Below are 8,988 nucleotides of genomic sequence, written 5' to 3' on the forward strand. Positions count from 1 at the left end.
GCAGCGCCTCGTCGGTCACCTCCGGCCACGGCGCCCCCAGCACCTCGTGCAGGAACGCCAACCGCTGCCGGGTTCGGACTGCCGCAGGGCTCCACGACAGCAACCCCAGCCCCTCCGCCGCCAACCCCGCCCGCAGCGCCCGCTGGAGGTGCGCGGTGTCGGTCAGCTGGGTGGTGGACAGCGGGATCGCACCCAGGTGGCGCACCCGCCGCGCCACCACGTCACCGTCCCACGCGATCTCCTCCCGCTCCCCGAGCAGCGCGGGCGCCGCCTGCACGGCCAGCTGCTCGTCCGCCCGCGCCGCCAACCTGATCCGCGCGTGGATCCGCCCCGGCTCGCGGTCCGCCACCGCGATCGCCAGCCACTCCGCGTCCGCCAACCGGCTGCCCTGCGGCAGCTCCGCCGCCGTCCCGCCCGCCATCAGGTACACCGGGCTGCCCGGCGCGCGCCTGCGGGCCAGGCGCTCCGGGTGCGCCAGCGCCACCACCAGCGCCTGGTCGCCGCTGCCGGACGTCGCGGGGATCAGCTTCGACAGCCTGCCCACCTCCCGCCGGTCCGCGCTGCGACCGGTGATGTCCTCGCCCGCGCCCCGGTCCTCGTCCAGGATCGCCACCACCTCGGCCGCCGTCCTCGACCCGGCCAGCTCGCCGCCGTCCAGCAGCGCCCGCGCCAACCGGGGGTGCAGGCCCAGCGCGGACATCCGCTCACCGCGCCCGGTCACCCGGCCGTCCCGCAGCGCCCCCAGGTTCCCCAGCACCGCCTTCGCCGCCTCCAGCGCACCCCTCGGCGGCGCGTCCCACCAGGACAGGCCCTCGCCGTCCGGCGTCCCCCAGCACGCCAGCTCCAGCGCCAGCGACGTCAGGTCCGCGCTGCGGATCTCCGGCTCCGGGTAGCGCGGCAGGGTGGACTGCTCGTGCTCCGGCCAGCACCGGTACGCCCGCCCCGGCGCCTCCCGACCGGCCCGTCCCGCGCGCTGGTCGGCCACGGCCGCGCTCACCCGCACGGTCGCCAGCCCGGCCAACCCCCTGCGGTGGTCCACCCTCGGCACCCGCGACAGGCCCGCGTCCACCACGGCGCGCACGCCCGGCACGGTCAGGCTCGACTCGGCGATCGACGTCGACAGCAGCATCCGCTGCTCCCGCCCCACCCGCAGCACCGCGTCCTGCTCAGCCGCCGTCAAACGGCCGTGCAGGACGTCCACGCGCAGGTCACCGCCCTGGAACAGGGCCGCCACCCGGCGGATCTCCGGCACGCCCGGCAGGAACACCAGCACGTCCCCGGACGTCTCGGCGACCGCCCGCCGGATCGCGCGGGCCACCAGGGCCTCCGGCCGCTCGCCCTTCTGCGGCGGGACGTGCAGCAGCTCAACCGGGTGGGTCCTGGCGTGCGCGGTCAGCACCGGGACGCCGCCCATCAGCTCCGCCAGGCGGTCCGCCGCGACCGTCGCCGACGTCGCCAGCAGCCGCAGGTCCGGGCGCAGCCCCGCGCGGGCGTCCAGGAGCAGCGCGAGCAGCAGGTCCGCGTCCAGGTGCCGCTCGTGGCACTCGTCCAGCACCACCGTGCCCACGCCCGACAGCTCCGGGTCGTGCTGCAACCGGCGCACCAGCAACCCGGAGGTGACCACCTCGATCCTGGTCGACCCCGACACCTTCCGGTCGCCGCGCACCGAGTACCCGACCGTGGCCCCCACCGGTTCGCCCAGCAGCGCGGCCATCCGCGCCGCCGCGGCCCGCGCGGCGATCCGGCGCGGCTCGGCGATCACCACCCGGCCCTCCAGCGCCAGCGGCACCAGGGTGGTCTTGCCCGTGCCCGGCGGGGCCACCAGCACGGCCGCGCCCCACCCGGACAGGGTCTCGATCAGCTCGGGCAGCACCGCTCGGACCGGAAGATCTGGCAACTCCACGGGGGTGAGTCTGCCAATGTGGTGGCAGGGGGTGGTCAGCGTGGGGATCGGGGACGTGGGGATCAGGGGAGCGCTCGCGGTCGCGTTAGCCGGGACGGGCGTGGTGAAGGCGGTGGGCACGGCCGCCGCGTGGCGGAAGGTCGAGCGGTTGCCCGCCGGGGTGGTGGACGACGCGCTGGTGGCGGTGGTCGTGCCCGCGCGCGACGAGGAGGCGAACCTCGACCGGTGCCTGCGGTCGCTGCGCGCGCAGGCGCACGAGCGGCTCCGGATCACCGTGGTGGACGACGGGTCGACCGACGCCACGGCGGCCATCGCGCGCCGCCACGCCGAGGCCGACCCGCGCGTGCGGGTGATCACCGCGGCCGAACCGCCGCCGGGGTGGGCGGGCAAGGCGCACGCGCTGCACGTGGGCGCGCGGGCCGCCGACGCGGAGTTCCTGCTGTTCCTGGACGCCGACACCGAGGCCGCGCCCGAGCTGGTCGGCAGGCTCGTCGCGGCGGCCCGGCGGTGGCGGGTCGACCTGGTCTCGGTCGCGGGCCACCCGCCCGCGCGCGGGCACTCCTGGTGGTCGCTGTTCGCGCCCATGACCGAGTCGCTGCTCACCGTCGCCTCACCGGACGGCTCGCGCGGGCGCGCGCTCGCGGTGGGCCACTGCGTGCTGGTCAGGCGGGTCGCGCACGAGAGGTCCGGCGGCTGGGAGGCGATCCGGGGCGCCAGGGTCGACGACCTCGGGTACGCCGCGCTCGTGCGCGACACCGGCGGGCGCACCCGGTTCGCCGACGCCTCGGGCGCGCTGCTCGTGCACGGCGTCGACGGGGTCGGGGCGGCCTGGCGGTCGGTGACCAGGAGCTCCGTCGCCCTGGTCGCCGAGACCGGGGGAGGGGCGGCGCTGTTCGGGGCCGCCGCGCTCGCCCAGCTCGGGTACGGGGCGCTGCACGTGCTGATGGCGGTCCGGGGGCGCGGGGTGGTGCGGTGGGCGGGACTGCTCGCGTGGGCCGCCCAGGCCGCGACCAGCGCGCTCTACCTGCGGCGGGTCGGGCAGCCGGTGGCGCGCGCCGCGCTCGCCCCGGTCGGCGCGACCGCGTTCGGCGCGCTGCTGGCGCGGGCGACCTGGCTGGCCGGTCGCGGCGGCGCGGACTGGAAGGGGCGCGACGTGCGAGGGTGAGGGGGTGGTTGACCCGTTGCACGACCCCGACGACCCCGAGCTGCTCGACCCGTACCGGGCCCGCGACCTGGCCGGGCTCGTGGAGAACGCCCGACTCGCCTCCGGCGCCGTGCGCTACGGGCGGATCGGCGCGGTCGGCTGCGCGCGGGTGGTGGTGAACCCGGACAGCCCGCTGCCCGGCGGCAACCACGCGTGCGCGCTGGACGGGACGTCCGCCGAGGTCGCGGGCACGCTGCTGCGGCTGGAGCGCAGCTTCGCCGACGTCGGGCGCGCCGAAGCTGTGGTGTACGCCTCACCCACGACCGTCGCCGAGATCGAGGGCATCGCCGACGACGCCGGCTGGTACGCCGTCGAGGAGCTGCTGACCTTCGTGCACCGCCGCCGCCGCGGCCCGCTCGCGGAGTCCGCGCAGGTGAGGCCCGCCGCGGACGCCGACCTGCCTCAGCTCGCCGAGCTGCTGGCCGATGACCTGGGCGTGGGCGGCAGCCGCAAGCTCGTGAGGCACCTCGGGCAGCGGCTGGACGACCCGCGCTGCGCGATCCTGGTGGTCGACGACGGCGACCGGGTCGGCGGGTTCGCCTCCGGGTTCGGCGAGCACCGCGTCGGGCTGGTCGAGCAGGTCGTGGTGCGACCGGCCCGCAGGCGGCGCGGCATCGGGTCCGCGCTGGTGGGCGGGCTCGTGTCGACCCTGTGGGACGCGGGCGCGCTGCTGGTGTCCGCCCAGGTCGCCGAGGGCGGCGCGGGGGAGCGGTTCGCCGAGGCGTGCGGCTTCGAGGCGGCCTACCCCGTCACCGCGTACGCCCGACGGGTGGACGAGCTGCTCGACTGAGCTGCCCCGACCAGGGCGGTCACCCCGACGAGTGAACTGTCACATATCCTTAGGGCAGCTAATAAAAACCAAAGATCGAGAAAGAGGCGCTGCTGTGCTGGGGAGAACGACGGAGCGGACAGCGCAGCGGCTGCCCGCCGAGGTGTGGGTTCTGGTCGTGGCGAGCTTCATCATCGCCATCGGCTTCGGGATCGTCGCACCGGCACTCCCGATCTTCGCTGACAGCTTCAACGTCGGGTCCACGGCCGTCGCGCTCGTGATCAGCTCGTTCGCCGTCGTGCGCATCCTGTTCGCCCCGGTGAGCGCCAAGCTCGTCACCCGGTTCGGCGAGCCCAAGACCTACATCGCGGGCATCGTCATCGTCGCCCTCGGCACCGCGGCCTGCGGTTTCGCCGTCACCTACTGGCAGCTGCTGTTCCTGCGCGCGTTCTCCGGCATCGGCTCGACCATGTTCACGGTCGCCTCCGTCGGCCTGCTCATCCGCATCACCCCGCCCGCGCAGCGCGGCCAGGCCACCGGCCTGTGGTCCACCGGCTTCCTGCTCGGCAACATCTTCGGCCCGATCATCGGCGCCGCGCTCGTCGGCGTGTCCGTGCAGCTGCCGTTCGTCAGCTACGCCGCCGCGCTGCTCGTCGCCGCCGCGTTCGTGTGGTGGTTCCTGCGCAAGTCCACGCTCGCCGCGCTCGACACCAGCGCCCGGCCGGAGAGCCCCGTCACCGTCCGCCAGGCGCTGCGCAACAGCGCCTACCGCGCGGCGCTCGCGTCCAACTTCGCCAACGGCTGGGCGGTGTTCGGCCTGCGCGTGTCGATGGTGCCGCTGTTCGTGGAGAAGGCGCTGCACGGCTCGCCCGAGATGGGCGGCATCTCGATGTCGGTGTTCGCGGTCGGCAACGTGTGCACGCTCATGGTGTCCGGCAAGCTCTCCGACCGGATCGGCCGCAAGCCGCTCGGCATCGCGGGCCTGGCCATCTCCGCCGCGGGCACCCTGTGGTTCGGCTTCAGCACGAACGTGCCGATCTTCCTGGTCGCCTCGTTCGTGGCCGGTCTCGGCGCGGGCCTGCTGAACCCGCCGCAGAACGCCGTGGTCGCCGACGTCATCGGCCCCAAGGGCAAGGGCGGCCCGCTGCTCGCCACGTTCCAGGTGATCGCCGACCTCGGCGCCATCGTCGGACCGCTGCTCGCGGGCCTGCTCGCGGACAACTTCTCCTACACGACGGCGTTCACCGTGACCTCCGGGATCATGGTCGTCGCCCTGCTGATGTGGATCACCATGCCGGAGACGCTGGTGAGGGAGAGCACCACCGCGGAGACCGTCGCCGTCGAGTCGGGCACCCTGGACGAGGGGCCGGAGGTGCCCACCGGGGAGCGCGTCGCCGGACGTCCCAGGCAACCAGAGGCCTAGGGCTCAGGTTCCACTCAGCATCCCCGGCTAACCTGCGACGCAGGTCGTAGCGGGAAGGACGTGCTTGACGTGGGTGGGGCTGAGCGCAACGCTCGGAAGAAGAAGCAGGCCCAGCGGGCGGCGGTGTCGGCCGTCGCCGCCAGCCGCAAGACGAGCGACCGGAACAAGGTCGTCGCCGGGGTCGCGATCGTCGTGGTGCTGGCGCTGGTGGTCATCGGCGGCGTGATGTGGCAGGGGGCCTCCAAGTCCGCGGAGAACGCCCAGCTCGTCGCGACCGGGGCGAAGGGCACCAACGCCCCGGTGGAGCGCTCGGGCGGCGTGGTGACCGTGGGCGAGCCCGACGCGGACGTCACCATCGACGTCTACGAGGACTTCCTCTGCCCGGTGTGCGGCATGTTCAAGGAGAAGCACGCCGACCAGATCCGCACCAGGGTCGAGGCGGGCGAGCTGCGGGTGAACTACCACCTGCTGCCCATGCTGGTCCGCATGTCCTCCCCGGAGGGCTACTCGCGCGACGCGGCCAACGCCGCGCTGTGCGTCGCCGACGAGGGCAAGTTCCCGGAGTACCACGACCGGCTGTACGCCCAGCAGCCCGAGGAGGGCGAGGCCGGGTGGACCAAGGACCAGCTCAAGCAGTTGGCGGTCGACCTGGGCGTGACGTCCGAGGGCTTCAAGTCCTGCGTGGACAGCGGCAAGCACGAGGCCGACGCCAAGGCCGAGCTGGACAAGGCCAACGCGACGGACTTCTTCAAGGGCACCCCGACCGTCACCAAGGACGGCCAGGAGCTGGACGCCCTCGGCGACCCGGAGTGGCTGTCGAAGCTGTTCGCCTGAGCTCTCCCCGGCCCTAGAGGCCCGGCACCGGCGGCTGTCCCGCGCTCCAGCGGGCCAGCCGCCGCGCTTTTCCGGTCTCCGAGCGGGGCACCGCGCCGTGCGCGACCACGTGCACCGCGCAGGTGAGGCCGAGGCGTTCCCGGAGGGCGGTCCGCAGGTCGTCGGCCACGTCGTGCGCGCTCTCGACCACGACCCGCAGCTCGGGCCGCGCCGGGTTCCGCCGGTCGTCCACCACCAGGTAGTGCGGGCTGACCCGCCCGTCGGCCAGGACGACCGCCTCCACCTCGCTGGGGAACACGTTGACCCCGCGCACCACCAGCATGTCGTCCCGCCTGCCGAGGGGCTTGCCCATGCGGCGCAGGGTGCGCGCGCTGTCCGGGGCGGGGCCTGCGAGCACCGCGACGTCGCCGGAGCGGTAGCGCAGCAGCGGCATCCCGGTCTTGGTGAGGGTGGTGAACACCAGCTCGCCCGGCGTGCCGTCCGGGACTGGCAGCCCGTTTTCGTCCACCGCCTCGACGAGGAAGTGGTCCTCGGCGACGTTGAGCATCCCGCCGGAGTCGAGCGACTCGCAGGCCACACCGGGCCCGATCACCTCGGACAGCCCGTAGATGTCGAGCGCCCTCACGCCCAGCAGCTCCTCGATCTTGTCCCGCATGGCGCCCGTCCAGGGTTCGGCCCCGAAGAGCCCCACGCGGAAGCTGCTCTCGACGTTCGCGGCCCTGAGCGCCTCGCCGAGGTGGATGGCGTAGGAGGGCGTGCAGCAGAGCACGTCGGGCCTGAGGTCGGCCACGAGCCGAACCTGCCGGTCGGTCATGCCACCGGACAGCGGGATCACCCGCGCCCCCAACCTGAGCCCGCCGTGGTGCACCCCGAGCCCGCCGGTGAACAGCCCGTACCCGTAGGCGTTGTGGACGGTGCTGTGGCGGGTCACCCCGGCCCCGCCGAGCGCACGGGCCATGACCTCGGCCCAGACGTGGACGTCGTTGGCCGTGTACGGGATGAGCGTGGGCCGCCCCCCGGTCCCGGAAGACCCGTGCACGCACACGATCCGGTCATCCACCTGGAACCCGAACGGGTAGTGGTCCCAGAGGTCCTGCTTGGACACCGTGGGGAGGAGGTGGAGCTGGTCGAGCGAGATGTCATCGGCGTCACACAGTCCGGCGTCGCGCAGCCGGGCGGCGATCACCCCGTCGGCGCGGAGCAGCCGCCGAACCAGCTCCCGCAACCTGACCTGCTGCGTCACCCGCCGAAGGCCGGGATCACCCCCCTCGTCGCCAGGCCGGACGAGGACCGCTCGGTCGTGCGCGCCAGTGCTCACGCGTACCGGTCTAGCAGCCGAAATGGGGTGGGGGTACCCCCGATTTTTCTTCTGGTGGGTGCATGATGTACGGTATTGACACACGGGAACGGCGGGGCCAACCGGCCGGGAACGTGGAGTAACGAGCACGGGGCTGTGGCGCAGCTGGTAGCGCATCACACTGGCAGTGTGAGGGTCAGGGGTTCGAGTCCCCTCAGCTCCACCCAAGGAAATCGCCCGCCGACCATTTGGTCGGCGGGCGGTTTTGTTTTTCGGCTTTGGTCGCCGGTGGTCTGCCTTTGTGGTTCAGGTGTGGCTGGATCAATCGGTGGGGCAGTGCCCCCGCTCGTCATCGAGCGAATCAGGGGATGGTCGTGGTCGAGGGGTACGCCGCCGCGGTGGCCGTGGTCGAGACGGGGAGCGCGGGGAGAGGGGCGACGCGCTGCACGCGCTCGCGGCCATGGCCCAGGAGAACCCGGTGCTGCGGCAAGAGGTCGTCGACCTGCTGTGCCGGTGCCTGCGGCGGAACGGCCCCCCGCTCATGACGAGGGTCGCGAGGCAGGCGAAGCGCGGTCCACCGCCCTGGTGGAGAGCGGGGAGGCGGTGCGGTTGGCCGCCCTGCGCGTTCTGCTCGACCACCTCGCTGCCTCGGGCGTGCGGGGACGCCTACCGGAACGGGGTGGTCCGGGATGCGGCTGGACCTGCGCGGGGCCCGTTTCGCGGGGGTCGCGCTCGCGGGCAAGCGGGTCGGCGCCGCCTTGTTCGACGGGGCTGATTTCTCTGGTGGTGTCGACTTCAGCGGCGTCTCGTTCAAGCGGATGGCGGGATTCGGCCAAGCGCCGTTCGGCGGGGACGCTCGGTTCTCCGAAGTCCGGTTCGAGGGCAACGCGGGGTTCGGGCGTGCGGAGTTCGCCGGTGGGGCCCGCCGATTTCCGGGAAAGCGACTTCGGGTGGACGCCTCGGTTCGGCGACGTGCGCTTCGCGAGCACGACCTCCTCCGACGGGACGCTGTTCCGGCGCGGGGTCGAGTTCGACGGCGTCGTGTTCGCCGCCGCCGCAGCCGTCCTGGAAACCGGGAGCGCGGGTGCGCGGATCGAAGCAGTCCGCTTGCTCGAAGACCTCGCCCTGGCGCACCCCGAGTTGCGGCAGCAGGCCGTGGACCTGCTCCGCTCCTGTCTCCGGCGGCGTTACTGGCCCATCCCGGAACCGGAGGGGGAGGGGAAGGCGCGAGAAGTGCGAGCAGCGGTGCGGGCCGCCGCCCAATCGGCCGTCACCAGGAACCACGAATCGGCGCGGTGCTGAAGGACTTCACCCTGATCCGGAAGAAGATCGCTTCAGCGGCTCGGTCTTCGAGCAGAACGCGATCTTCCACAAGACGTCCTTCGTGGAGATGGCCACGTTCTTCCACGCCTCCTTTCGCGGGTGCGCTTATTTCTGGGGGGCCACCTTCGCCGATCCGGCCATTCTGGGCGCCTGCTACTGCGCGGGCACCCGCTTCAAGGACGACGTGATGTTCGACCGCTCGGTGTTCGAGGCCGGGGCCGACCTCCGGGGAGCC

At 73.5% G+C, this 8,988-nt stretch carries 8 protein-coding genes, 1 tRNA gene and 1 pseudogene; 8 read left to right on the top strand and 2 right to left on the bottom strand.

Annotated features, from left to right (window positions below):
• A partial coding sequence (locus tag ACTUAL_RS08100; protein WP_440899808.1) for an ATP-dependent RNA helicase occupies positions 1 to 1,903 on the bottom strand: 1,903 nt, incomplete at its 3' end.
• 31 nt (positions 1,904 to 1,934) lie between these two features.
• Between ACTUAL_RS08100 and ACTUAL_RS08105 the strand changes: the two genes are divergently transcribed.
• The 4 genes from ACTUAL_RS08105 to ACTUAL_RS08120 all read left to right on the top strand — a co-directional run bounded on the left by ACTUAL_RS08105 (position 1,935) and on the right by ACTUAL_RS08120 (position 6,133).
• Complete coding sequence (locus ACTUAL_RS08105) at positions 1,935 to 3,068, top strand: glycosyltransferase family 2 protein (RefSeq protein WP_440899809.1); 1,134 nt, start codon at positions 1,935 to 1,937, stop codon at positions 3,066 to 3,068.
• Positions 3,069 to 3,072: 4 nt separating this feature from the next.
• Entirely contained in the window at positions 3,073 to 3,897 is an 825-nt protein-coding gene (locus ACTUAL_RS08110) for a GNAT family N-acetyltransferase (protein WP_096491661.1), read from the top strand.
• Positions 3,898 to 3,991: 94 nt separating this feature from the next.
• Positions 3,992 to 5,299 carry an MFS transporter gene (locus tag ACTUAL_RS08115; RefSeq protein WP_096491662.1) on the top strand — a complete coding sequence of 436 codons (1,308 nt, stop codon included), beginning with the start codon at positions 3,992 to 3,994 and terminating at the stop codon, positions 5,297 to 5,299.
• A gap of 69 nt (positions 5,300 to 5,368) precedes the next feature.
• A complete protein-coding gene (locus ACTUAL_RS08120; protein ID WP_096491663.1) occupies positions 5,369 to 6,133 on the top strand; it encodes a DsbA family protein in 765 nt (254 codons plus the stop codon).
• A 13-nt stretch (positions 6,134 to 6,146) separates the two neighbouring features.
• Here the strand turns inward: ACTUAL_RS08120 and ACTUAL_RS08125 are convergent, their stop codons facing one another.
• A complete protein-coding gene (locus ACTUAL_RS08125) occupies positions 6,147 to 7,376 on the bottom strand; it encodes a phenylacetate--CoA ligase family protein (protein ID WP_440899810.1) in 1,230 nt (409 codons plus the stop codon).
• 204 nt (positions 7,377 to 7,580) lie between these two features.
• Between ACTUAL_RS08125 and ACTUAL_RS08130 the strand changes: the two genes are divergently transcribed.
• The 4 genes and pseudogenes from ACTUAL_RS08130 to ACTUAL_RS08145 all read left to right on the top strand — a co-directional run.
• Positions 7,581 to 7,653 (top strand) — tRNA-Ala (locus ACTUAL_RS08130).
• 466 nt (positions 7,654 to 8,119) lie between these two features.
• Positions 8,120 to 8,323, top strand: a pseudogene (locus ACTUAL_RS08135) (pentapeptide repeat-containing protein); the annotation flags it as partial.
• A gap of 79 nt (positions 8,324 to 8,402) precedes the next feature.
• Positions 8,403 to 8,732, top strand: a complete 330-nt coding sequence (locus ACTUAL_RS08140; RefSeq protein WP_440899812.1) for a hypothetical protein — start codon at positions 8,403 to 8,405, stop codon at positions 8,730 to 8,732.
• 88 nt (positions 8,733 to 8,820) lie between these two features.
• Positions 8,821 to 8,988: pentapeptide repeat-containing protein (locus ACTUAL_RS08145; RefSeq protein ID WP_440899811.1), on the top strand; the 168-nt coding region annotated here is incomplete at its 3' end.

The sequence above is a fragment of the Actinosynnema sp. genome (genome assembly GCF_052038725.1).